Annotated in this window: 26 protein-coding genes and 1 rRNA gene; 15 read left to right on the forward strand and 12 right to left on the reverse strand. The window is 40.3% G+C overall.

Annotated elements, in window-relative coordinates:
• Nucleotides 1–116: 116 nt before the first annotated feature.
• A 5S ribosomal RNA gene (gene rrf / locus J7E35_RS08175) occupies nucleotides 117–232 on the forward strand.
• Nucleotides 233–504: 272 nt separating this feature from the next.
• Here rrf and J7E35_RS08180 read toward each other — a convergent pair.
• Nucleotides 505–714 (reverse strand): capping complex subunit for YIEGIA, encoded by a 210-nt coding sequence (locus J7E35_RS08180; RefSeq protein WP_214778742.1) that lies wholly within the window; start codon nucleotides 712–714, stop codon nucleotides 505–507.
• A 1-nt stretch (nucleotide 715) separates the two neighbouring features.
• On the reverse strand, nucleotides 716–1,627 hold the full coding sequence (locus J7E35_RS08185; RefSeq protein WP_214778744.1) for a YIEGIA family protein: 912 nt from the start codon (nucleotides 1,625–1,627) through the stop codon (nucleotides 716–718).
• A gap of 151 nt (nucleotides 1,628–1,778) precedes the next feature.
• Between J7E35_RS08185 and J7E35_RS08190 the strand changes: the two genes are divergently transcribed.
• Nucleotides 1,779–2,363, forward strand: a complete 585-nt coding sequence (locus J7E35_RS08190) for a YitT family protein (RefSeq protein ID WP_251040844.1) — start codon at nucleotides 1,779–1,781, stop codon at nucleotides 2,361–2,363.
• Between the two features lies 1 nt (nucleotide 2,364).
• Here J7E35_RS08190 and J7E35_RS08195 read toward each other — a convergent pair whose 3' ends face one another.
• Together J7E35_RS08195 and J7E35_RS08200 are read right to left on the reverse strand one after the other, a co-directional pair.
• On the reverse strand, nucleotides 2,365–3,582 hold the full coding sequence (locus tag J7E35_RS08195) for an MFS transporter (RefSeq protein ID WP_214779325.1): 1,218 nt from the start codon (nucleotides 3,580–3,582) through the stop codon (nucleotides 2,365–2,367).
• 56 nt (nucleotides 3,583–3,638) lie between these two features.
• Nucleotides 3,639–4,139, reverse strand: coding sequence for a DUF3231 family protein (locus J7E35_RS08200; protein WP_214778748.1), 501 nt, complete (start codon nucleotides 4,137–4,139; stop codon nucleotides 3,639–3,641).
• A 151-nt stretch (nucleotides 4,140–4,290) separates the two neighbouring features.
• On the opposite strand from J7E35_RS08200, the gene J7E35_RS08205 reads away from it, so the two are divergent.
• Genes J7E35_RS08205 through J7E35_RS08215 form a run of 3 tightly spaced genes read left to right on the forward strand, consistent with a single transcriptional unit; the run spans nucleotide 4,291 to nucleotide 6,839 of the window.
• Nucleotides 4,291–5,271, forward strand: a complete 981-nt coding sequence (locus tag J7E35_RS08205; protein WP_214778751.1) for a sulfonate ABC transporter substrate-binding protein — start codon at nucleotides 4,291–4,293, stop codon at nucleotides 5,269–5,271.
• Nucleotides 5,272–5,295: 24 nt separating this feature from the next.
• Nucleotides 5,296–6,060: an ABC transporter permease subunit gene (locus J7E35_RS08210; protein WP_214778752.1), complete on the forward strand. Its 765-nt coding sequence runs from the start codon at nucleotides 5,296–5,298 to the stop codon at nucleotides 6,058–6,060.
• A 20-nt stretch (nucleotides 6,061–6,080) separates the two neighbouring features.
• Nucleotides 6,081–6,839, forward strand: coding sequence for an ATP-binding cassette domain-containing protein (locus tag J7E35_RS08215; protein ID WP_214778753.1), 759 nt, complete (start codon nucleotides 6,081–6,083; stop codon nucleotides 6,837–6,839).
• A gap of 26 nt (nucleotides 6,840–6,865) precedes the next feature.
• Here J7E35_RS08215 and J7E35_RS08220 read toward each other — a convergent pair whose 3' ends face one another.
• From J7E35_RS08220 to J7E35_RS08235, 4 genes are all read right to left on the reverse strand, one after another.
• A complete protein-coding gene (locus J7E35_RS08220; protein ID WP_214778756.1) occupies nucleotides 6,866–7,141 on the reverse strand; it encodes a YqhV family protein in 276 nt (91 codons plus the stop codon).
• A 165-nt stretch (nucleotides 7,142–7,306) separates the two neighbouring features.
• Nucleotides 7,307–8,299, reverse strand: a complete 993-nt coding sequence (gene bioB, locus J7E35_RS08225) for a biotin synthase BioB (RefSeq protein WP_214778757.1) — start codon at nucleotides 8,297–8,299, stop codon at nucleotides 7,307–7,309.
• A 15-nt stretch (nucleotides 8,300–8,314) separates the two neighbouring features.
• The gene (locus J7E35_RS08230) at nucleotides 8,315–8,905 is read right to left on the reverse strand and encodes a biotin transporter BioY (protein WP_214778760.1); all 591 of its coding nucleotides are present in this window, start codon (nucleotides 8,903–8,905) and stop codon (nucleotides 8,315–8,317) included.
• Nucleotides 8,906–9,207: 302 nt separating this feature from the next.
• A complete protein-coding gene (locus J7E35_RS08235; RefSeq protein ID WP_214778762.1) occupies nucleotides 9,208–9,516 on the reverse strand; it encodes a hypothetical protein in 309 nt (102 codons plus the stop codon).
• A 165-nt stretch (nucleotides 9,517–9,681) separates the two neighbouring features.
• Between J7E35_RS08235 and J7E35_RS08240 the strand changes: the two genes are divergently transcribed.
• The 3 genes from J7E35_RS08240 (at nucleotide 9,682) to J7E35_RS08250 (ending at nucleotide 12,174) form a co-directional block, all read left to right on the forward strand.
• A complete protein-coding gene (locus J7E35_RS08240) occupies nucleotides 9,682–10,647 on the forward strand; it encodes an alpha/beta hydrolase (RefSeq protein ID WP_214778763.1) in 966 nt (321 codons plus the stop codon).
• 9 nt (nucleotides 10,648–10,656) lie between these two features.
• Complete coding sequence (locus J7E35_RS08245; RefSeq protein WP_214778765.1) at nucleotides 10,657–11,508, forward strand: MBL fold metallo-hydrolase; 852 nt, start codon at nucleotides 10,657–10,659, stop codon at nucleotides 11,506–11,508.
• 213 nt (nucleotides 11,509–11,721) lie between these two features.
• Nucleotides 11,722–12,174 carry an SRPBCC family protein gene (locus J7E35_RS08250; protein ID WP_214778767.1) on the forward strand — a complete coding sequence of 151 codons (453 nt, stop codon included), beginning with the start codon at nucleotides 11,722–11,724 and terminating at the stop codon, nucleotides 12,172–12,174.
• A gap of 32 nt (nucleotides 12,175–12,206) precedes the next feature.
• Here J7E35_RS08250 and J7E35_RS08255 read toward each other — a convergent pair whose 3' ends face one another.
• Nucleotides 12,207–12,512 (reverse strand): hypothetical protein, encoded by a 306-nt coding sequence (locus tag J7E35_RS08255; RefSeq protein ID WP_214778769.1) that lies wholly within the window; start codon nucleotides 12,510–12,512, stop codon nucleotides 12,207–12,209.
• A 126-nt stretch (nucleotides 12,513–12,638) separates the two neighbouring features.
• Here J7E35_RS08255 and J7E35_RS08260 point away from each other — a divergent pair, with 126 nt between their 5' ends.
• Nucleotides 12,639–13,349 (forward strand): DUF2161 domain-containing phosphodiesterase, encoded by a 711-nt coding sequence (locus tag J7E35_RS08260; RefSeq protein WP_214778771.1) that lies wholly within the window; start codon nucleotides 12,639–12,641, stop codon nucleotides 13,347–13,349.
• 699 nt (nucleotides 13,350–14,048) lie between these two features.
• On the opposite strand, the gene J7E35_RS08265 is transcribed toward J7E35_RS08260, so the two are convergent.
• Nucleotides 14,049–14,918, reverse strand: a complete 870-nt coding sequence (locus J7E35_RS08265; protein ID WP_214778773.1) for a TetR/AcrR family transcriptional regulator — start codon at nucleotides 14,916–14,918, stop codon at nucleotides 14,049–14,051.
• 183 nt (nucleotides 14,919–15,101) lie between these two features.
• On the opposite strand from J7E35_RS08265, the gene J7E35_RS08270 reads away from it, so the two are divergent.
• Nucleotides 15,102–16,640 carry a DHA2 family efflux MFS transporter permease subunit gene (locus J7E35_RS08270; protein WP_214778775.1) on the forward strand — a complete coding sequence of 513 codons (1,539 nt, stop codon included), beginning with the start codon at nucleotides 15,102–15,104 and terminating at the stop codon, nucleotides 16,638–16,640.
• 73 nt (nucleotides 16,641–16,713) lie between these two features.
• Entirely contained in the window at nucleotides 16,714–17,052 is a 339-nt protein-coding gene (locus J7E35_RS08275) for a nuclear transport factor 2 family protein (RefSeq protein ID WP_214778776.1), read from the forward strand.
• Between the two features lie 73 nt (nucleotides 17,053–17,125).
• Here J7E35_RS08275 and J7E35_RS08280 read toward each other — a convergent pair whose 3' ends face one another.
• Nucleotides 17,126–17,500: a hypothetical protein gene (locus J7E35_RS08280; protein WP_214778777.1), complete on the reverse strand. Its 375-nt coding sequence runs from the start codon at nucleotides 17,498–17,500 to the stop codon at nucleotides 17,126–17,128.
• Nucleotides 17,501–17,670: 170 nt separating this feature from the next.
• Here J7E35_RS08280 and J7E35_RS08285 point away from each other — a divergent pair, with 170 nt between their 5' ends.
• The 3 genes from J7E35_RS08285 to J7E35_RS08295 are packed head-to-tail and all read left to right on the forward strand — an operon-like array spanning nucleotide 17,671 to nucleotide 19,248.
• The gene (locus tag J7E35_RS08285; protein WP_353050342.1) at nucleotides 17,671–18,675 is read left to right on the forward strand and encodes a DUF3231 family protein; all 1,005 of its coding nucleotides are present in this window, start codon (nucleotides 17,671–17,673) and stop codon (nucleotides 18,673–18,675) included.
• A 22-nt stretch (nucleotides 18,676–18,697) separates the two neighbouring features.
• Nucleotides 18,698–19,069 carry a hypothetical protein gene (locus J7E35_RS08290; RefSeq protein WP_214779329.1) on the forward strand — a complete coding sequence of 124 codons (372 nt, stop codon included), beginning with the start codon at nucleotides 18,698–18,700 and terminating at the stop codon, nucleotides 19,067–19,069.
• 29 nt (nucleotides 19,070–19,098) lie between these two features.
• On the forward strand, nucleotides 19,099–19,248 hold the full coding sequence (locus tag J7E35_RS08295; protein ID WP_214778778.1) for a hypothetical protein: 150 nt from the start codon (nucleotides 19,099–19,101) through the stop codon (nucleotides 19,246–19,248).
• Nucleotides 19,249–19,273: 25 nt separating this feature from the next.
• On the opposite strand, the gene J7E35_RS08300 is transcribed toward J7E35_RS08295, so the two are convergent.
• On the reverse strand, nucleotides 19,274–20,110 hold the full coding sequence (locus tag J7E35_RS08300) for a GDSL-type esterase/lipase family protein (RefSeq protein WP_214778779.1): 837 nt from the start codon (nucleotides 20,108–20,110) through the stop codon (nucleotides 19,274–19,276).
• A 172-nt stretch (nucleotides 20,111–20,282) separates the two neighbouring features.
• Here J7E35_RS08300 and J7E35_RS08305 point away from each other — a divergent pair, with 172 nt between their 5' ends.
• Nucleotides 20,283–21,650, forward strand: a complete 1,368-nt coding sequence (locus J7E35_RS08305) for an MATE family efflux transporter (RefSeq protein WP_214778780.1) — start codon at nucleotides 20,283–20,285, stop codon at nucleotides 21,648–21,650.
• Nucleotides 21,651–21,694 lie beyond the last annotated feature (44 nt).

Consider the following 21,694-nt stretch of genomic DNA (forward strand, 5'->3'; position numbering starts at 1 on the left):
TGGAGCTGACTGATACTAATCGTTCGAGGACTTAACCAAAATAGATTGCTCGTTCTTCTTGTTTTCTTCTTACAACATTATCTAGTTTTGAGGGTACAAAACCTCAAATCAAATAGTCTGGTGGCGATGGCGAGAAGGTCACACCCGTTCCCATACCGAACACGGAAGTTAAGCTTCTCAGCGCCGATGGTAGTTGGGGGTTTCCCCCTGTGAGAGTAGGACGCCGCCGGGCACACGAAAGAACAGCTGTAATGGCTGTTCTTTTTTTTGTGTAAATGTCCGAGTGGGATATAGGATTAAGCCGAATAAATGTCTAAGTAGAAAGGTTAGCAAGGAGGACCGCATCGTATGATATACGCGGGCACTGAGTGACTGAAACTGACGCACAGACCCGCCGGTGATGTGTAATGAACAGCAGAGAGCACTGTTCTTTGTTGTGTGTAGTCATGGTTGCGATAGAATGTTCTCAGAAGAGAAGGCTAACTCCTGTCAGAAAAGCAACTTTTATAGTCTCCGCACAACCAAATGGTCACCAAATTTCAACCTTACAATATCTCCTTTTAAAGTTGTTGCAATCTCTTGTGACATCGCTTTTTGTTCTTCTTCACTCTCAGCGAGTAAAGTTAGCTGCTTTCCTCCCATTACTCGGTCTTTTGAAAGTGTAATGATGGCTAATACATCAAATTTAGGGAAGCCTCCGCTGGTCTCAGCCAAATTAATTCCTCCCAACGAAATTTGTTCTTAGTACATCTTTATTTTTTTTGGTGCTCTCAAGCAGGGGGGTTTTTTTAATGGCTTCGAGTAACCGGTCAGAATCCTTTAGTATTGGAACAAAGGTTATGATGACCTTGCCATTATCAAAGTCTTTTCTAGTGAAATGGTATCGTTTTAAGCCTAATGTCCGTGTTGCTTCAAATAAGGCTGCTTGTTGTTGTCCCCTATGGTCTAAAGTGATACGAAAACGGTCTTCATTCGGTGTGAGTACTGCTGCAATTCCCTCACTTTCAAATAAACTTGATGCATTTTCGGAGCCAAGAAAATTAGTTACAAAAATATCATCTACATATAAATCAGTTTCTTTTATTGATATAGAACCTTGTTCAACCGACGCTATGTCTCCAATTGTTTTACCTTTAGAAAACCTTTTGAGAATGAAGAGGACTATTACTCCGCTAATTACTCCTGCTGCTATCCTAATCGGGATTGATTGGCTATTGACTGCTTGTATTGCCAGAGCTGTACAGAATGATACGATAAGAGCAAAGTAGTTACGAGCTTCAAAGGTTTTTGCGATACCATCTATATATGCGTCGCCTCGACTTGTATACTCTGTATTCTCAAGATCTTTTAAGCTTTCTCTTTCTGCTTTTCTTACATCCCTGAATTGCTGAATGGCCAGAGTTAAAAAGGTAACTGCGATAAAATTCTTAGTCATTAGTGCGGGAATCGCTACTGCACCTAGAGCTGAGGCTATGAATCCAGTCACTAAATTAGTCATATAACCATTTGGATAACTGGGGTATTGTCTGAAATCCTCTTTAACAGTAAGAATGCGTGCGAGTGTCCCAGTCGTGATAGCTACTGCAATCATGACAATATGTTCAGTTGAAATAACGTCTGCTTTCATAAAGACACCCCGATGAATGATTTTAGCATTTGTGAATGAAATATTTTGAACATATACACTGGACAAGGTGAATAAAAATGAGAGAAAGCCTATCCATATTTTTTGAAAAAGTTGGGATGCATTTATGATAGCTTTTCTCCGAAAAAACGTAATGGTTATAGCAGGAGGTACCATTCAAGGCATAGGAATGGGACTTTTTTTATTTCCACATGCAATCCCGTCCGGGGGAGCAGGCGGGATCGCAGTGCTTTTGAATTACTTTCTCGGTATAGACATGGGATTGGCTCTTTGGATTGTAAATTTCTCTATGCTTGTTGTCGCAGCAAAATATCTGGGAAACCGTTGCGCTCTATGGACCATGTGTGCTATCACTGTGACCTCATTTACCATTACATTCTGTGAACAATATTATTTTCCAGCGGTCCGCAATGAATGGATTGATCTTGTTATGGGTTCCATCTTTTTAGGAACTGGCATTGGTCTATTGCTTAAGGAAGGAGTCTCAAATGGCGGTGTTGGGGTCATCGCGCTTATTATCGCCAAGAGAAGGAACTCACTTCCAGGATCCGCTTTATTTTGGATTAATTGCTGTATCTTTGTAATGACTGGTTTTATCATCAGTTTGGAACTCATCGTCCAGGCGTTAATCAGTCAATGGATTTCCACTAAAATGGTCGATATTGTTTATTATTATAACTATAACCAGGCTTATACTTTGGGTTGGAGGAAAAAGTAGTTTATACATAATTATAGCGGAAAGCAGAATTTTTCTCTTTTTTTCCGTCAGACCTTTTTACATGAATCGTCAGAATGGCAAGCAGTCCTACGATGAAAGTGAGAGTTGCGATTGACAAAAACATTCCTGTACGCGACCAATCCATTAGCCTGGTAAAAATTGGCGGCCCGACAGCCACTCCTATAAAGCGGACTGATCCATATAAGGAAGTGACAAATCCTCTCATTTCTTTCCCAACAGACCCAGTGATTAAGCTGTTTATGCAGGGAAGAACCAATCCCGTACCGATACTGCTAAAGATAAGGACGAAAAGGAATGGAACAATTTTCTCAACCATGGTCAGGAAAACGTAGGAGAGAGTCATCAGCAAAAACCCAAGAACTATCAGCCGTTTCATCATCAGCATGTTCTTGCCGATCTTAGACCCTGTTATGTAGGCAGTGCCTCCTTGTACTAGCAAAGGAATTGCAAGGATTAGCCCTTTTTTTACTCCATTTATTCCATATTTAGACTCTAAAACATCTGAAAGGTAAAACAAAATCCCAAAAAGGGTAAATAAACAAGTGGCACCAGCAAGGTATGTTGTAAAGAGCCATCTGCCCTCCTTTTTAAAGACATGCAAAAGACCTCGTGAATACTTTTCAAAAGGGGGAGGGACTTGACGGTTCCTCTTCTCTTTTATGAATATCCAAGTCAGTATTATAGAAATCAGACATATAGCTGGAAAGGCGTAAAAAACCGCATACCAGGCTATGATGGCAAGCAGTGAACCAATAATGGGGGATAGTACCTTACCCAGGCCGTTTGATGCTTCTACAATCCCTAAAACCCGGCTTTGTTCTCCGCCTTTAAATAAATCCCCGGTAAGGGCCATCGCTATAGGTGCTGTACCTGCTGCCCCGATTCCCTGTAATGTCCTGCCAATAAGAATCCATATATAATGATTTGATAAAGTACTGGCACCGAAACCAGCAAGCAGTCCACCAATTCCATATAAAATTAGGGCAGGAAGTATGATGGCTTTTCTCGAAAAACGGTCAGACAGGTACCCAAATATGGGAATGAATATTGCAGCAGCAACTGAAAATACAGTAATTGTCAGGCTTACCTGCAGCTGTGTCAGTCCCAGTTCTGATTTCATTTTGGGAAGGATGGGAATCAGCATCGAATTACCCAGCGTCATGATTAACGGGATTGATCCAATTGCAGCAATTAACATGCCTTTATTCTGTTTAGCCAAGTATCCTGCACATCCTTCTTTTTAAAATGCAATGTTTATTTAAGATTGATCGGCGGGGGAACAAGCCAGCCTTTTTCTTTCGTGATTTTAAGTAATTTCCCCTCATACTCGGTCTTTTGGACGTGAAATTCTCCAAACATTTCCGCAATGTCTGACCTGATTGAAATACCCATGACATAGCTGCAAAGAATTTTACCGACCATCAATTCTCTTTGGACGAGCAAAGCAATTTCAGGATCATTGAAACGCGCACCTGCTGGTATATCCTCTACTTGAACATCAGGCCTTGCGGGGGGAGCTGGCGGCAAACGAATTCCGTTTTGCTTTAAAATTGCTTCTGTTTGCTGCTCCTCCTGCTTATAGCAATTCTCCAGAAGATCCTCCAAAAAAACCTTTAAATCATGGTCCCCAGTGTGATTAATCATAATTTGAAGAGTTACAAGATATCCTTTTGCAGCATAAAGATGGGCCCACAAATTGAATACCTCTCCCGAATGAAGTGGTTCATTCTCGGGTTTACCAGTAAAGATTCCCATAAAAACTCCCTCCAGCTTTTTTTCAATGTAATTAGTTTTCCTGCTTTTAAAATTTTTATGTTCTTTTTTCTTTGCTATAGACAGGAACCTAGTTTTTGTCTGTGACATAGGCTAAAACAGTTGTTATCAAATGATTAAGAGGTGTAAGAGGATGAAGTGTAATTCAGCATATATCAAAAAGATGATTGCAGGCTTTGTTCTGCTGTTCAGCATTGTCCTTTCTGGATGTAATCAATATAGTGAAAGGAAACAGGATGCGGAAGCTTCATCTTCTGACAAAATAGTCCGGATTGGTTATCAAAAAAATTGTCCGCTTGTGATTTTAAAATCGTTGGGAACACTTGAAAAGCAACTTGAGAAAAAGGGTGTAAAGGTTGAATGGAAGGAATTTCAGGCAGGTCCAGCATTGTTGGAGGCATTGAATGCAGGAAGTGTTGATTTTGGAAGAACAGGAGATTCCCCGCCAATATTTGCCCAAGCAGCTGATTCTCCAATTGTCTATGTTGCAGCAGGTTATTCCAAATTTAAGGGCAGCGGCATACTCGTACCCAAAGAGTCAACCATTCAATCGTTAAATGATTTAAAGGGAAAGAAAATTGGTTTTGCTAAAGGTTCAAGCTCCCACTATCTTCTTGTGAAAGCATTAGAAAAGGCAGGTTTGGAATATGGTGACATCACTCCAGCTTACCTTCAGCCAGGTGATGCCAGGGTCGCCTTCGAACAAGGAAACATAGACGCATGGGTTGTCTGGGATCCTTTCGCTTCAGACACAGAATTAAATTCAGAAGCAAGAATGCTTGTAAATGGTGAGGGGTTGACTTCTGATCGTGACTTTTTTATCGCAAATGCCAATTATGCTAAATCGAATAAAGAAATACTTAATACGATAGTGGACCAGGTTCAGGAGTCTTCAGAATGGGCTAACTCCCATCATGAAGAATTAGTATCAATGCTTGCACCTCTGCTGAAAATCGATGAAAATTCAATCGAAATGGCAGTAAAAAGAAGAGAATACGGAGTGGATCCATTATCCGATGAAATCATGAAAGAGCAGCAGGAAAAAGCTGACACCTTTTACCAGCTAAAAATTATCCCGAAAGAAATTGTTGTTAAGGACGCCTTATTGGACTGAGCTATATAGGGAAGGAGAGGTTTTATGAAAGCCCGATTTATAGCAGGTATTCGCCAGATGATTCCGTGGGCTATACCCATTTTATTATTGGTGTTATGGCAGCTGCTTTCATGGAAAGGAATCATCTCAGAGAGAATTTTACCCGCACCCACTGATGTGTTCACAGCAGCAATTGTATTGATAGGGACAGGAGAGTTGACGGAACATATTACGATCAGTCTAGGAAGGGCTATGCTTGGTTTCTTGATTGGAGGTCTTCTTGGTTTTTTCCTGGGGATCATAAACGGTATCTTTCGACTATCCGATCTATTACTTGATACATCCATTCAGATGCTAAGGAATATTCCTCATTTGGCGTTGATTCCCTTAGTAATTTTATGGTTTGGCATTGATGAAACATCCAAGATTTTTCTAGTTGCACTCGGTGTTTTGTTCCCGGTTTATATTAACACGTATCACGGAATCAAAAATGTCGATAGTGATTTGATTGAAATGGGCAAGGCATATGGGTTAAAGGGCGTAAAATTATTTCTAACCGTAATCTTTCCGGGTGCGTTATCTTCTATTTTAGTAGGCATTCGTTTTTCACTTGGTGTAATGTGGCTGACTCTCATCGTGGCTGAAACGATTTCTGCTCATTCAGGAATTGGTTATATGGCCATGAATGCAAGAGAATTTATGCAAATGGATGTCATAGTACTGAGTATCCTGATTTATGCTTTATTTGGGAAGTTATCCGATATGATCGCTCGTTATATGGAAGGTAAATGGCTTAAGTGGAAGACATAATCCCTTAGGAGGATTGGGTGATGAAAAGTGGAGGAAAAGAGCAGCATATACACTTGAATAATTTGAAGAAGAGCTTTGATAACACGGTTGTACTGGACGGGATCAGCTTAAAAGTGAATCACGGTGAGTTTATAGCAATTGTGGGGAAGAGTGGGTGCGGCAAGAGTACACTCCTTCGGCTGATTGCTGGTCTTGAGAAATATGATGAAGGCGCTATATATATCAAGGATAAAAAACTTGATGGTTTAAATGCACATGCCAGGATTATGTTCCAGGATGGCCGTTTGCTGCCCTGGAAGAAAGTGTTGGAGAATGTTGGCATAGGCTTAAAAGGGAAATGGGAGCATGATGCAATGGAAGCCTTGAAGGATGTAGGATTAGAAGGAAGGATGAAGGATTGGCCATCAAAACTATCGGGTGGGCAAAAGCAGCGAGTCGCCTTGGCCAGAGGGCTGGTGCATAAGCCAGAGATTTTGCTGCTCGATGAACCATTAGGTGCGCTTGATGCGCTCACAAGGTTAGAGATGCAGGAATTAATTGAATCGATTTGGGAGAAAGAAAAAATTACGTCCATTCTTGTCACTCACGATGTTGAAGAGGCAGTGGCACTTGCTGATCGTGTTATTCTTATTGAAGATGGAAAGATTGTACTCAGTAAAACCATTAACCTTCCAAGGCCTAGGCAGAGAACCCAGCAGGTCTTCACTAATTATGTTGATGAAATTTTATCTAGGATTATTGACCCTAATGAGAAGAATCTCCGGCTAATCATTAAATAGAAAAAATTATAACTATGATGGGGATGTTAGTTACTTTTTACCCCATATAAGATACAGGCGAGTCCACAGAAAATCAAAATGATTTTTTGAAAAGAAATTTTTTCAGCAAGCCCAACCAAACCGATAGTAGTTGTAGCAATGAGGATAACCGGACCGACAAATGCGAGTGTGCTATTGACGATCAAAGCCTTTTCCACATCATTGTATTTTAAAATTATAGCAGCCACCAAAATCTCAAAGCTTCCTGAAAAAAACCTCAAAAAAGCCATGCCTAAAACTGCTTTTTCAAATAAATGGAACATAGTATCCTCCTTAAAAAGCTTTTGACCCCTTCTAATAATATGCACCATGTTTATGACAGAGGACAGGTAAAGGGTGTACATGCAAAATTTTTTTAAATGACACATTTATAAACATAGTAAAATGAGAGAAAGCATAACAGCCTAACAGACTGTTATGCTTTCTATTTATGTTGTGATTTCTTCTTTTGTAAATTCAATTTCAAATCCCAAATCCTCAAGCATTTTATGATCAGCTGTCGTTTCTTGCCCTGCTGTTGTCAGGTAATCTCCAACAAAGATTGAGTTGGCAGGGTAGAGGCCCATAGGCTGGAGGCTTCGCAAATTAACTTCTCTGCCTCCGGAAATTCTGATTTCTTTTGTAGGATTAATAAAACGCATCAGACAAAGGACTTTTAGGCAATATCGAGGATTCAATTCATCGGTTCCTTCAAGAGGGGTTCCGTCAATCGCGTGGAGGAAATTGACTGGAATTGAATCTGCGTTAAGTGCCTTCAGGCTTCTGGCCATGTCGACCACATCGTGCTTTGTTTCCTTCATTCCTATAATCACTCCGGAGCATGGTGAAATCCCGGAACTTTTAACAAGCTCTACAGTATTTACCCGATCTTCGTATGTATGCGATGTCGTGATGGCATCGTGATGGTTAGAGGAAGTATTGAGATTATGGTTATAACGGTCAACACCGGCAGACTTGAGTCTTTCTGCTTGTGAAGGTTTAAGTATGCCAAGACAGGCGCAAACCTTAAGGCCATATTTTGCTTTAATTTCCTCAACTGCCGAAGTAACAGTTTCAATTTCCTTTTCACTTGGTCCTCTGCCGCTGGCAACAATGCAATATGTGCCAGCATTCAGATTGAACGCTTGTTCTGCACCCTTTAGGATTGTGTCCTTATCCATCATTCGATACTTTTGGATAGGGGCATCGGAGACGCTGGATTGCGCACAGTAACCGCAATTCTCCGGACACATTCCCGATTTGGTATTGATAATCATATTTAGCTTTACCCGATTTCCATAATAGTGATGGCGAATCGTGTATGCAGCCTGAAGCAATTCAAGCATTTCTTGGTCTGGACAATCAAGTATACTTAAAGCCTCCGCATCAGACAACTCGTTCCCATCGAGTACGCCCATGGCTAACTCCTTCCAGTATCCCATTGATCTATCCTCCCTTTAAGCTGCTTTTCTTAAGTGTTTGAAGCTGCCTTTGGATAAAACAGATTTCTCTAGTCTGTGACCCATCATGCCGGCGAATACAGCAAGGATGATGTCTTTTGGAAGAGGGACAACCATCCATAACCAGGCCATTTTATACGTAAAGCCCTCTGGTGCTGCTGCCCAGAATTTATAGGCAAAATACATCCAATTTGTACCGAAAACATAATTAATGACAAGCCCAATTAATGAAGCGATGACAAAAGCAGAAAGAGTGCGGTTCTTCTCAACAATCTTGCCTGCAACATATGCTGTGAAAATGAATGAAAGGATAAATCCGAATGTTGGACTGATCAAAGTAGACATGCCGGCGCCAAATTTGGCAAACACCGGTACACCCACTAATCCTACAAGTGCGTATACGGTCATTGAAATTGCCCCCAGCCGGCTGCCAAGGATGATGCCTGCCAGAATGGCAAAAAAGGTTTGGAGTGTAATCGGCACCCCGCCAACCACCATAAATGGCACAAACGATGTTATGTTCGCCCCGATAGCCATAAGACCGACGAACATGGATGCTAGAGTTAAATCAAGTGCTTTAAACTTCATGTAATTTGCTCTCCTTTTCTGTAATATAAATTCAGGATAAACTTTTTGAATATTTTATGTCAACTTAAAAATAATTAAGTTAACAAATATTCTGCAAAAAACAAAGAATCTAGGTATATATATGGAATAAGGGAGAATTCAAACTAGTAGATTTTGTGATGGCAGCTTGCACAGAGGAAAGTTTTTATCGATTTTTAAACAGAAGACGGATCTCAAACGGTCAAATCAATCAATTTCTAAACGATTAGCAGCGGATCATGAAAAAAAAACAAGGTGCACGGGGATAATCCGTGCACTTTGTATCATCTAACGCGATTATTCATTGCCCGTTCAGGCAATGGACGATCTATATCCTTGCTTTTATCGGTTTCTAATGCAGGATTTTCTGATGGGTCATCCTTGTAATCTTCAAAAGCAGGTTCCCCCATATCCAGCTCGCCTGGACTAAAGGCATTCGTTGGATATTCCTTGGTTGACTTCTTTTCGACATTATAGCCTGAAATGGAACTGTTGACAGGATTATCTTTTTCTTCCTTTATTTTCTCGATTGAATCTATAGCTTCTTTTTCGTTTTTGTATGATTTAATGATATGTTTTTTCTCAATTTCCATTTCGATCAGCCTCCTAATCGGTTTTATTTACTTATACCCAAGATATAATACAGACTAACTTTTACTTTTTTTCCATGGCTCGTCTTTTTAAACTATCTTTCTGGTAAAATATTTTTAATACAAAGATGTTTTTGCATCTAAATTGAATAAAGGGGACTTTTAATTGTGAAGAAAAGGATCATATGGATTGCTACCGGGATCATCCTGGCAATTTTCATCGGACTTACTGCTGCTGGGAATTACTTTTATAATGTCGCCATAAACCGGAGCCAGGAATCTGTGGAACTCCATGGTGGCGGGGAAAGTGTCACGGCAGCCACACTGTTAAGTGAAAAAGAGGAGCAGAAGAAGCTTGAGGAAATTACAGCCTGGACAAAGAAACAAAAATTCGAAGTGGTCGAAATAAAATCAGAAGACGGACTAAGGCTGAAGGCACGGTTTTTAAAAAATGAACAGCCCTCTGGGAAAGCTGTGATTCTTGCTCATGGTTATAAAGGGAACAGTGAACAAATGCCAGGAATCACGAAGTTTTATTATGAGCAGGGGTATGATATTCTTAAGCCTGATGCCAGGGGGCACGGCCTTAGCGAAGGGGACTATATAGGTTATGGCTGGCATGATCGCAAGGATTATGTGCGGTGGTCAAAATTCTTATCTGAAGAAGCTGGGGCTGATGAAATTTTCCTTCATGGATTTTCCATGGGAGCTGCGACTGTCCTGATGGCGAGCGGGGAAGAACTGCCGGAGGAGGTTAAGGGAATTATTGCTGACAGTGGCTATACGACGGTGCTCGAAGAACTAAGCCACCAATTGAAATACATGTATAATCTTCCTGCATTCCCGGTTATGCAGGTTACCAGTGTAATCACGAATATACGGGCAGGCTACACCTTTGCTGAAGCCTCGGCTATTGACAGTGTCGCGAAAAATAAACTTCCATTACTCATTATCCACGGGGACAAGGACGCATTAGTCCCAACTGAAATGGGAAAACGTATTTTTGAAAAAGCAAACAGTGATAAAGAGCTTTGGATTGTCCCAGGAGCCGGTCATACGGAGGCATATACAATTGCTGAGCAGGAGTATCAAGAAAAATTAAAGGCCTTCTGGACGAAAGCCATAGGAAAATAGGTGAATTTAATGCAAAAAATCGAAAGAATAAGCGAGCGCTTTTGGTATATGACACCTGTTTCTGAGACAGACAGGCCGATCCTCGGTATCGTTGCAGGCAAAGAAAAAACACTGATGATTGACGCCGGAAACTCAGAAGCGCACGCCACTCTTTTCAAGGATATGGTTAAAGAGCAGGGTGTAGCTGTGCCCTCTTATGTAGTTTTGACACACTGGCATTGGGACCATATATTCGGCCTGTCTGCGCTTGGAAATACTCTATCCATCTCTTCTAGGAAAACGAGGGAGGAAATTGAAAAGCTGCGCCCTTTATCATGGTCAAACGATGCAATCGATCAAAGGGTAGCAGAAGGAACAGAAATCGAATTTTGCGCAAAAGCGATAAAACAAGAGTTTCCAGATAAGCGGGACATTACAATCGCTTTACCTGAATTGACTTTTGAAGATGAAATCGAAATTGATCTAGGCGGTATTACGTGTATCATCAAGCACGTAGGTGGTGACCATGCTGAAGATTCGGTCGTCATTTATATCAGAGAGGAAAAGATTCTGTTCCTGGCCGACAGCATTTATCCTGATATCTTTTCGGTTAAAGATAACTATACGATCAATGGAATTAGAGACTTGCTCAGTAAAATTGAGATCTTTGATGCTGACACCTATATTCTCTCACATTCAGGGATAATTTCTAAAGAGGAATTCAATCAGGAAGCGAAACTCCTAAAATCTATCGCTGATTTGACTGAAAAGCATAGTGGAGATTCTAAATTGATGATTGAGGACTATAGAGAAAAGGTTAACAGAGACCTTGCAGAGGAAGAACTTGAAACAATTGAATACTTCGCCAATGGATTTGAGTAGAGATGAAACACGCCTTATAAGGTGTGTTTTTATTTTACTAGGGAATACGAATAGTGTTCTGTAGTGATTAATTCCAGTTGGCTTAAAACTTTATGAAAATTGCAATAATCTATAAGTGATACTTTTAGCATGTTACTAAAAGAAAGGACAAAGTATAAATTCATTTGAAAAACATATATCTCTTAAAGGATATTCATCAAAGGAGGAGAGAGCATGCCAGAAGGAAAGCACGACATCATTATTGATGTGCCGATCAAACAGGTCTGGGATTTCGTGAAAGACATGGACAACTGGGCACCTTTATTGCCTGGGTATATTAGTCATGAGAAACTGAATGAAAAGCAGTCTAACTGGACCTTTAAGGAAACGGTCGGTGTATTGAAAAAGAAAATCAGTTTACAGGTTACCATCAAGGAATGGATTGAACCAACTAGAGTGACATTTGAATTGAAGGGAATTAATGAAAACCTGACTGGAAATGGTTATTTTAGCGCAGAAAGCCTGGGCCAAAACCGGACAAAGATGACTGGTTATCTACAAATGACAGCAGAAGGTGCCCTTGCACCAGTCATGAATGCTGTAATGAAGAATTCACTCCCGAAAAGCGGCCAGGAGCTTACCGAAGCAATCGCCGAGAAACTTGAGCAAAGAAAAGCAATTCGGTGAAAATTGCAGGGAGCCCGCAAAGAGCTGGCTCCCTAGTCTAATTTCTTGATTTTCACCGGTCCATCAATCCGTCCGCTTTTGTCAAAATACACAATAACAGCATCTCCATTCTTTATTATTTGGTATGCTGTCAATTTTTCTTTTTTAAAATAAATCCTTTTATCATCCGTGCTTTCTCCATAATATCCAGAACTGTCAACCTTATTGATCGTGTATTCTTCAGTAAAATACTGGGTTTCAACCTCATTGGAAATTTGTTGCGCTTCGTCCATTTCAAACTTCAGGAAAACCATCAATCCAAGAAGAATAGTCAATAAAAACAGCAATAATACCCTCATTTGTTTATCCTCCACTGCATAATCCGTAAACATTATATGTAGCTGGCTTGTCTAAATGACTTAATTCATTGAAAAAGTTTGCTATAATAATAGGAAAATCGGAGAAATGACAGAAGGGTTTGACACATGACGAAACTATACGAAGCCGATTTATATGAGCCGATCCGAAAGCATTTTATAAAACAAGGCTATCGTGTTAATGGTGAGGTACACGATTGCGATTTAACGGCTGTTAAGGATGAGGAACTCATAATCGTCGAATTAAAACTGAACCTGAATATCGACCTTTTGCTTCAGGCAACGAGGAGACAGCGCCTGACTGATCTCGTTTATATCGCGATACCGAAACCAAAGCGCATATCAAGGAAACGCTGGAATGATATTATCCAGTTAGTAAGAAGGCTAGAGCTGGGCCTGATTATAGTATCGTTAGCTGGTAATCGCAAGAAGATTGAGTTCAAGGTCCACCCGGAACCATATAAGCGCATGACAAGCAAGAACACCAGGAAGAAAGCTGCCTTGATTAAGGAAATAGAGGGAAGAAGCGCTGACTACAATATCGGCGGCAGCAACAAAACCAAGATCATGACTGCCTACAAAGAAAATTGTATCCAAATCGCCTGTTACCTAGAAAAACTCGGACAAATGTCTCCGAAAGCGCTCGTTGCTCTCGGGACAGGGGATAAAACGCCCTTGATTCTTCAAAAAAACTATTACAAATGGTTCGAACGGGTGCAGAGAGGTATTTATGTCATCACAGAGCAAGGAAAGTCCGATCTTGAAGAATATCCTGAGGTCGTAGCTTATTATTTAGGTGGGTTGAAAACGGAAGATTGATTTTGAGTGCAAATGAAGCACCAAGATGCTGGAAAGAATCATGTTGCCATCAACATTAAATGAAACTGTAAATTAAAGTCACTTTTTAAGCTGTTTTTTGACCTTATCAAAATTTAATGTTAATTGGGAAAAAGGGCTTAAAATTTCCAGTTCGCCAATATATTTTGATTTTCGCCAATAATTAGGCACATTTCGCCAATAAAAGTTTATAATCGACAATAAAATCAAATTATCGCCAATAAAGTTGTGAAAACCGCCAATAAATATTTATTCATCAATAAAATGCTAGCAATCAAACCTAATTGAAGGAAAATTCAGTTGCTAATTTGACTTTAATGAAGCTCTTTTCTCAAACTTTGTTGCTATTGACTAAAAAATAGGATTAAATGACATTTTTTCTTTGCAAACTTGACTCTTTATAATGAGAAAAGAGCCTGCAAACTTAATACCGACCAGCAAAATGACTTTATATACGTTAAAATCGGCTTTAGGATTTTAACAACTATCTTTACGAAAACAGCCTTAATGAAAAACCCAAGCAACATATTCTCACATTTTTATCGATCATGTACCAATATAGCTAAAAATATATTTACGATTACATATAAGCAAAATAAATTGACCGGCGCCAGCACAATCCTCCTATTAAAATTCAAAAAAACGGGGAGAAAACAAATAAACTGTTTTCTCCCCGTTTTTTTATGCCTTCTCAAGCAGATTATCGTCTAACAGTGATTGTAATTCATCTAACTCACTTTTATTGAAGGTGTTCAATGATAACAAAACACTGTCAATCAGGAATTTTCTTGGTGATGATGATCGAAGCATTTCTTCCTCGATGAAATCCAGCTTTTTGAGAGAATCCCTATTATTGCATTCCATCTTCTTCAAGCGGGATACGACTGATTGAACTTTCATCCTCCAGTCAAGAGACTCAGTTGCAGACACCGGAAGCCAGTTATCCAAGGTTTCGGGTGGCAACAATTGGTCTTCAGATAACGCTAGCTCTTCAAGCATATTTAAAATTCGATTTACACTATACTTGACAACCGGGCGTAAACTTGCTGCCTCACCGTTAGCTTTACGATGAAATCTGATATTCTGAATCAGGATTCCATTAAGCATTATGGCCGCATCGAGAAGGTATGGCTGGCAAATTTCATCCGTAATGTCTCCAAGCCGATTTGAAAACCAGCGTAATATCTTCATTTGTCCAACTTCAATGAATTGCTTAAGTTCTTTATCTCCAGAGAAAAACACTTCTTCAAATAGCGGGATGATTTTGTTTTTACGGTTTGCATTCATCTGAAATTCGATTTGGCTGATAAAGACTTCCGGGTCACCAGGAGCCTTTCCATGCAGCAGTCCATTACGATCAATCTCCATCTTTCTGAACGCTGTTTTAAAAATATCCATAAGCAATTGATTTTTGGATGAGAAATAATTATAGAAGGTTCCTTTTGATATTCCGCTGTAATCGAGGATATCCTGAATAGAGGTGGCCTGGAATCCTTTTTCTATAAATAGCTGATGTGCTTTTTCAATAACATGCCGTTTTCTGTCGTTCATTTTATCACCTCGACCTTTTTGTACTGATTGTATAAAAATTATACTACATTAAATTTTCGGTCTTTACAAATCCCTTTGTTAAGGGGATTTAAAAACGTTGCAAAAATTGTACCGATGGTATATGCTAGTGTCTATGCAATTACATTGTTTACAAATTTGTGAACAATTATAGGGGGATATAGAATGGAACAAAATATGAAAACACCTGAGAAACCGCCCTATGGAATATTGGCGGTATTAATTGTTGGGGCTTTTATCGCATTTTTAAATAATACCTTGCTTAATATAGCTTTGCCTTCGATAATGACTGATCTTGAGGTAGAAGCAACGACAGTTCAATGGCTGACAACCGGGTTCATGCTCGTCAGTGGAATCATGATACCTCTTAGTGCGTATTTGATCCAAAAGTATTCGGTTAGGAATTTATTTTTGACCGCAATGGGTTTATTCACATTGGGTACGATCTTATCAGGAGCAGCACATATATTCCCGATATTATTGGGAGGACGGATGATCCAGGCTTCGGGTACAGCGATCATGATGCCGCTGTTGATGAATGTCATGCTTGTAAGTTTCCCGATTGAAAAACGCGGGACCGCAATGGGAGTATTCGGGTTGGTGCTTATGTTCGCACCCGCTATCGGTCCGACACTTTCAGGCTGGCTCATCGAGCATTACCACTGGAGGATGCTTTTCCATTTTGTAACGCCAATCGCAGCCACGGTATTGTTACTGGGATTCTTCCTGTTAAAAGATAAAAAAGAGAAAGTGTATATGCGTTTGGACATCATTTCTTTATCACTATCAAGCGTAGGATTCGGCGGGCTCCTGTATGGCTTCAGTTCTGCCGGTTCGAAGGGATGGGACAGTCCACATGTTTATCTAACATTAACGATAGGTGCAGTTTCACTAATCGTCTTTATCCTTCGTCAATTACGCCAGGATAATCCGATGTTGAATTTCAGGATTTATAAATATCCAATGTTTGCTTTATCATCAGTGATTTCTATGATCGTCACAATGGCTTTGTTTTCTGGAATGCTGCTTCTGCCAATCTACGTGCAGACAATACGCGGCATTTCACCATTGGATGCGGGCTTAATGCTGTTGCCAGGAGCGATTGCCATGGCAATTATGTCTCCGATTACTGGAAAATTATTTGATAAGTTTGGCGGTCGCGCTTTGGCTGTCGTTGGTCTGATCATTACGCTTGTGACGAGCTACTTTTTCAGCAAGCTTTCTATGGAAACGACTTATACTCAGCTGATCATCCTTTATACGGTTCGCATGTTCGGCATGTCGATGGTTAATATGCCAGTTAACACAAATGGACTAAACCAGTTGCCGGCTCGTTATTATCCACACGGCACAGCAATGAACAACACGCTGCAGCAGGTTTCTGGTGCAATTGGAACAGCCTTGTTGGTAACGGTAATGTCAATGCGTGCAGAATCCTATGGAAAAGAATTAGCAGCCTCAGCACTTAAAGAAGCTTCAGCTGCAGGTAAAGCAGTTACTCCTGCTGTACAAGCGGAAATGGAGCAGCAGATTGCCATGCAAGCGATGCTTCAGGGAATCAATGACGCTTTTTTTGTCACTGTATTCTTATCAGCGATTGCGTTGGTGCTTGCTTTCTTTATCAAACGTGCAACACAGGCGGAAGACACAATTGGCAAAAATGCTCCTGCCAAAAAACCTTCTCATAAATTAGTTAATAATTAATTACTTCCCCCTGGATACCAGGGGGTTTTGTATAATAAAAAGTAAACAAATTTGATTTATAGGGAGAATATTAATGGAGAAAATATCAGAAATGCTTGCGCAAAAACAACTTGACGCTTATAACAAACAAGATTTAGAAGAGTTTTTATCTGTTTATAGTGATGATGTAGTGATTATGGATTTTCCTGGTAACAGGGTGACTGCACGGGGTATTGATGAAATGCGAACCAGATACGGAAAGCTTTTTACAGACCATCCCAATAACCATGCGGAACTATTGGCCAGAATGGTCCACTGGAACAAGGTTGTTGACCATGAACTCGTAACAGGAAGGGAAAATTCCGAACCGAAAAAAGCGGTTGCCATATATGAAATAGAAGGCGAGAAGATCGTGAAGGTTTGGTTTTTATAATCTTGGCAAATAAAAAGCCAGCACCAGTTCGTTACAAGGTGCTGGCTTTTTAACTTCTGGGAATAATCCAGTCCTACTGGTTAAAAGAAGGTTGTTGCATGAATTGGGACACAGACTGCTGCTGATAATGAACCGGTTGCTGGATGGCAGTCTGGAATCCATAGGTGGAAACATTGTTGCCTGATAGCTCGCTGGCCATCTGGGAGCATAAATTGATGACTTCCTGGCATCGATTAATGGCAAGGTCATGATTTCGAAGGCTAACCTCAATCATTTGCGCTGCTTGCTTCTCACGCTGAAGCAATTGTTCAAGCATGTGAATGTTCTGTTGTTCCTGCTGCAGCATCATCTGATATTGCTGGCTGCCCTGCTGAGTTTGTTGAATCAACTGCTGAGCGATCTGGCGTGTTTGATTCACTTGCTGTAACCCATGCTGAATTGTATGCATCTGTTTTCCTCCCAATAATGTAGTTGTGGAAACAATGTTCCTGCAATAGTTTGCAACGAATATCAGGTAAAAAAACTGTTAATGCAGACCATAACCGGTCGAGTTATACCATTATAATTTCGTTCTTAAGGGGGAATCTATCCTTAACTACACAGAAGGGTTTGAAAGAAGTGACGAAACACGAAAACATCCAATTGACATCAGCTGAATTAGCAGCGCTTCACCAAAATTACCTTGGAGATACAATGTCTGTCTGTGTTTTTGGGCATTTCCTTGAAAAAGTTGTTGATCCAGAAATCAAAACAGTCGTGGAGCATGCATACGATATATCAGCACAACATGCAGAAATTATTAAAAAAATATTCCTTAAGGAAAACATTCCTGTTCCCATCGGCTTTACGGAACAGGACGTTAACAAACAGGCACCCATGTTGTTTTCAGATCCATTCTATTTGAATTATGTCAAGCATATGGCAAGAGGCGGCTTAGCGGTATATGGATTTCTTCAGCCACATGTTTTCAGAGAAGACATCTTATCTTTTTACACGAAATGTTTAAAGTCGACAATCGAGTTGAATAATGAAGCAACAAAACTATTGCAAGAAAAAGGACTCTTAGTCAGACCCGCTTATATCCCTTATCCTGACAAAAATGAGTTCATTCATAAACAAAGCTTTTTATCAGATTTCATGGGCAGTAAACGAACTTTGACGGCCATGGAGATTACTCACTTGTACGCGAACATACAGACAAATAAATTAGGGGAAGCACTTGCAATTGGTTTTAGTCAGGTTGCCAAATCAAATAAGGTTCAAAATTATCTCCTAAGAGGAAAGGAAGTAGCGGAAAAGCATATCAAGATTTTTTCCGGATTTCTTCGCGATGAGAATCTTCCTGTTCCGATGACCTGGGATCACGAGATATCCAAATCAAAGGAATCGCCATTTTCAGATAAATTGATGATGTTCCATTTTGGCCTGATGAATTTTTCCGGCAGCGGCAATTATGGAATGTCTATTGCGGCCAGTCAAAGGAAGGATATTGCAGCAATTTATGCCCGTTTAAACGGAGAGATTTTATTATATGCCGAAGACGGAGCAAATATCATGATCCATGAAGGATGGCTTGAACAGCCTCCGCTTGCTGCAGACCGGAATGATTTAGCTAAGAAATAAGCAGAAATTAGTGATGAGCACAATGAGCGATCAAAATAAAGTTATTTCCATGGAAGATTCAAACCTGTCTAAAGAAATTACGGGCATGAAATTCATCAAGAATTTTCGTTCTGCATCAGCAGAAGAATGGTATGTATTTATCCCAGGGTTTAAGGATCCAGTTAGCGGGGGAGCTGCGGGGAAGGCGATAATCCATTACAATCTATACGGCAATAAGGAAATATTTATCAATACAACAGTCATTTTTGATGATCCTGACCTTCATGGGGAAGGAAATCATCTGCTTGTCTATGGACTGGCAGAAGAAATTGTAAATCGGCTGGTAGGGTATGCAGACACATTGCTGTCGGTACATTCTGGGCACAACTCCTATCAGGCGGAATATCGTTCTTAGATAAAATCCTTGAACGGAGGTGAACGCAAATGAAAAAAGATACAGAAGGCGAGGCCTATGAGAGTGAAGTAGCCAAATTATTTGGACTCGATGAAGAAACAAGTCTGCAATCCGTCAATTTTGCCACAACTGAAAACCCTTTATTAAATGAACAATTCCATGAGGAACAGCAAAAATAAATAAAAGCCAGGCGCACGGCCCAGCTTAATTTTGGCGGTTTGCCAGGACGGCATCCGCTTTATGCTGTTGTTGGAACTGCTGGAGGATCTGACTCGATATGGCTGTATTGCCAGAAAAGTTCGGATGCACTCCATCACTAGACAAATATTCCAAATTATCACTGTTGATGACATTCGTCGTTTGTACCACAATCGATGATGTAGTCCCTTTTGCTGCTTCATAAATCATTAAATTCCATTTTGGAAGAAGCTTATCTGCCAGGGAATAGAATTGGTGGTCGGCTGGCATCGGGTTATACAGCTCAAGAAGCACGATTGTTGCAGAAGGATTCAATTCAGCAATTTTCGTGGTAACCTCAGCAAGATTTTGTGAAAAATCCTTTTGCAGACTGTCAAAGGATTTTAAAGCACTGTAAATATCGCTCTTCTTTACCAATTTAAGAATATCATTGCCGCCAACGTTAACAGTTATAAGGTCGGCCTCTTTGATCGCTTCGTCATACACTCCGTCCTGTACCATAAGATTCAACCTCTCACTGGTAATACCGATAACTCCTTCGTTCTGGGAAACGACTTGTTTGCCTGTTTCGGCACTTAACTGGGTGGAAAATTGGCTGATGAAGTTTTCTTTCTCCGGGATATTGTAGCCACGGATAATTGAGTCCCCGATTGCAAGATGATGGATGGTACTGTCTGGTATTGCTCTGTAATAATCTATATAAGTAAGCTTATTGGTCTTTTCAACTGTTGGTGCATTTTCCTGCTTGATTTTATTGATTTGGTATTGGGGATAGTAAATCCACACGGAAAATGACAGGACGGCAAGCAGCGATGATAGCAGTAGAAATTTTATGATTTTCATGTTGATTCACTCCTTGATATATTTCTATTGTATCAAGGATTATGAAGGAAATAATTAGGGGGGTATTTCCATTTTTAAAATAATATTAATATTTAGTAATTCGAAAAAACAACGGTCGTTAAGCTAAGATTTTGCTATAATTATATAATTACTATATTCAAGGAGTACACAGATGTACCAGACATATTCGACAAAAGAGAAAATAAAACAGATTTTTGTCATGCTGATCCCAATCTTGATCACTCAATTAGGGATGTTTTCAATGGTCTTCTTTAATACGATCATCTCAGGAAAATATAATTCTACGGATCTAGCCGGAGTGGCGATTGGGTCATCGATTTGGAGCCCGGTCTTCACAGGACTCAGCGGAATACTTCTTGCAGTTTCGCCAATTGCAGCCCAGCGGTTTGGTGAAAAGAAGGGAAAAGAAGTCTCATCCATCCTCACTCATGGTATTTATTTGGCATTAATCATTGCAGTACTTGTTATCGTTTTGGGTGTTTTTCTGCTGAATCCTATTTTAACAGCGATGAACCTTCCAGAAGGTGTTCACGAAACGGCCTTTCGCTATCTGGCCGGATTAAGCTTTGGAATCATCCCATTATTTATTTTTAATGTATTGAGGTCATTCATTTATGCACTTGGTAAAACAAGGGTGGTCATGTATATACTGCTGATGTCCCTGCCAATCAATTTCTTCTTGAATTATGTCCTGATTTTCGGTCATTGGGGTTTTCCTGAATTAGGAGGAGCCGGAGCTGGTTATGCAACGTCGATTACCTATTATGTAATCGCGGGATTGACTGCTGTTGTCATTATCAAGCAAAAGCCATTCTCGGAGTTTGTCGGGTTGGAATACTTCAAGGAATTTTCGGGTGAGAAAGTGAAGGAGATCTTGAAAATCGGTGTCCCGATGGGATTATCCATTTTCTTTGAAACTAGCATGTTTGCTGTCGTCACCATATTGATCAGTAAATTTAACATCACTACTATTGCCGCTTATCAGTCAGCTTTGAATATTGTTTCTTTTCTATATATGATTCCGATGAGCATATCAATGGCGCAAACTGTTTTGGTCGGATTCGAAGTTGGGGCTGGCCGTTATGATGATGCTAAAGCCTACAGCTGGATGGGGATCTATCTTGGTGCGATCATTGCAGTTGGAGCCGGACTGCTAGTCGTACTATTCCGCTATAAGGTAGCAGGATTTTATTCAAATGAACCAGCAGTGATTGCATTAACCGGCCAATTTTTGGTTTACGCCTTATTTTTCATGATTTCCGACGCAATCCAGGCGACTGCGCTCGCAGCATTGCGCGGATACAAAGACGTGAATATATCTTTTGTTATCACATTGATTGCATACTGGCTCATCTGTCTTCCGGTCGGCTACATGCTGGCCCATAATACCGGGCTTGGAGCTTCTGGTTACTGGGTAGGTCTGACAATCGGATTGCTCGCAGCAGGGATATCCTTATCTTTAAGACTGATATTTATCCAAAAGCGCCGTTTTAACGCTAATTTGGCAGAAGTTATTTAATTTGAGTGAGATTCCATAAGGAATCTCGCTTTTTTTATGCCTCT

Origin of the sequence: Bacillus sp. ISL-45 (genome assembly GCF_018613195.1) — a bacterium.
Classification (GTDB): domain Bacteria; phylum Bacillota; class Bacilli; order Bacillales; family Cytobacillaceae; genus Mesobacillus.